A 2037-nucleotide genomic window follows, 5' to 3' on the forward strand; every position below is an offset into this window, starting at 1 on the left:
TCCATGATGGGGCTGGCGCAGGGCGAATTCGGTAAAGACCCGCAAAAACGCATCGATTTCGCCTATCGCGCCAACCATGTCACCGCTCTGGCGGCCAAGGCCCTGACGGCGGCCTTCTACGGCCAGGCCCCGAAATATTCCTACTTTGTAGGATGCTCCGATGGCGGGCGTGAAGCCCTGATGGAGGCGCAGCGCTACCCCGAGGATTTTGACGGGATTTCCGCAGGGGCTCCGGCCGCACTGTTTACCGTGCAGAACTCCTTTTACCATGCGTGGAACGTGCGCGGGAACCAGCGTGCCGATGGCACCAATATCCTGCTGCAAAACCGTGTGGGGGTGCTGCATGACGCCGTTATCCGTCACTGCGATACGCTTTCGGGTGTAAAGGACGGCATTCTGGAAGAACCTCGCGCCTGCCATTTCGATCCCGTGTGGGTACAGTGCGCGGCAGGCCAGAGTGACACATCGGACTGCCTGACAGCGGAAGAAACGCAGGCGGCGCTACGGCTTTACAAGGGGGCCACAGATGCGGCGGGGCGCCCATACATCATCGGTGGTCCACTGCCGGGTTCAGAACTGCAATGGGCGCTGCCTGCCACAGCACGCGGAGAGTCCATGAGCCAGGGTATTGCCGCTTCCGCCATTGCCTATGTCATTCCGCTGCAGGTGGATGAAAAAGCGGCTGACCTGACCCGCTTTCATTTTGATGACGCGTCCTTCGCCACCATGACCAAGCTGGCACCACTGTATAATGCCGAGAACACAAACCTCCGTACGTTCCACCAGCACGGTGGCCGCTTGATCCTGTGGCACGGGTTGGCGGACCAGTCGATCTCGCCCCTGAACACCATCGCGTATTATCAGGGTGTGCAGCGGGAAATGGGTGTGGAGCAGACTGACAGTTTCCTGAAATTCTATCTGCTGCCCGGTGTGGGACATTGTGGAAACGGTGAGGGCTTCCCGCAGGTCGATTTTCTTACCCCGCTCATGGCCTGGACGGAATCTGGCATTGCGCCCAACGCTATTCGTACGGAAAAGACAGCCCAAGGTGATGGGCCGATGGGACCGCCGCCCGGAGGGCACGGCAAGCCGCCGGCTGGTGGCCAGATCCACATGGCCCCCATGCCCAGCCAGCCTTACGCCCGGCCGGATGCGGCAGCGATCGCCAGCCGCCCGGTTTATCCCTATCCCTACATTGCGCAGTATGTCGGGGCAGGGGATGTGAATGATGCAGGGAATTACCGCCCCGTAAAGTCACCCGTCTCCCTGCCTATGACATTTGCAGGCCATGCCACGTTGCTGATCGGTCCGGATAATCAGAAGCAGTACGGCGTCCGGGACGGAAAGCTTGCCGTAGAAGACACGAAGTAACCGGAACAGTTTGCCACCCGGCGTCAGATGCCGGGTGGCGTGAGGCAGGCGACAGGCGCGATAGTCACGCCGGTTCCTGTGCACTGACCTCAATCAGCAGGTCGTCACCTGCGGGGTGATAGAACAGGGTCCAGCGGTCACGCCCACGCGTCATGACCTCCACCGGTCCCGGCAGATAGCCGTCGGCGCACAGGCTGGCATGTCGGGCGCGCACTTCCTGCGGATCATCGAGAATGAACCCGATATGGAAATTGCGCGGGTAGGGCTGGGGTGTTTTGCTCATGTCCATCAGGATCAGCGTCATGCCATCCATGCCGGTAAGCTGGGCAAAGGCATGCTGTCCGCGTGTCTCCTCAAGGACAAACCCGAAGTGCTTTTCAAGCAGGGAAGACAGTGCCGGCACATTGCTGGTGCAGAGGTTGATATGGTTCAGCTTCATCCGAAAAGCCCTGTATCATGCGTTGCAGGCGGACCTGTGAACGGGTGATCCATCCTGTTCCCCTTGAGGACAGGACGCGCGACAGCCGTCACATCATGGCGTCTGAACCATGTGATCCGGCCGCGGGATCTGCTCTGGCAGGAGAGCATGATCAGAACCATGTTCAGGGCGTCGGGCTTACCAAACCGACATACGTCTTTTTCGGCGCTCTCTTTCTGCCAGACTGC

The 2037-nt window shown here is 60.0% G+C and carries 3 protein-coding genes; 1 reads left to right on the top strand and 2 read right to left on the bottom strand.

The features are described from left to right. Positions 1–1371, top strand: a 1371-nt coding sequence (locus tag B7449_RS16090; RefSeq protein WP_039732934.1) for a tannase/feruloyl esterase family alpha/beta hydrolase, incomplete at its 5' end; no start/stop codon positions are given. A 64-nt stretch (positions 1372–1435) separates the two neighbouring features. On the opposite strand, the gene B7449_RS16095 is transcribed toward B7449_RS16090, so the two are convergent. Continuing rightward, positions 1436–1810, bottom strand: a complete 375-nt coding sequence (locus B7449_RS16095; RefSeq protein WP_039732935.1) for a VOC family protein — start codon at positions 1808–1810, stop codon at positions 1436–1438. Beyond that, a partial coding sequence (locus B7449_RS22125; protein ID WP_209426754.1) for a hypothetical protein occupies positions 1807–2037 on the bottom strand: 231 nt, incomplete at its 5' end. The genes B7449_RS16095 and B7449_RS22125, both read right to left, overlap by 4 nt.

This window comes from Komagataeibacter intermedius TF2 (assembly GCF_000964425.1).
In the GTDB taxonomy this organism is placed as follows: Bacteria; Pseudomonadota; Alphaproteobacteria; order Acetobacterales; family Acetobacteraceae; genus Komagataeibacter; species Komagataeibacter intermedius.

Coding starts and splice junctions, on each gene's coding strand:
- B7449_RS16095 (WP_039732935.1), bottom strand. CDS start 1,810: ATGAAGCTGAACCATATCAACCTCTGCACCAGCAATGTGCCGGCACTG.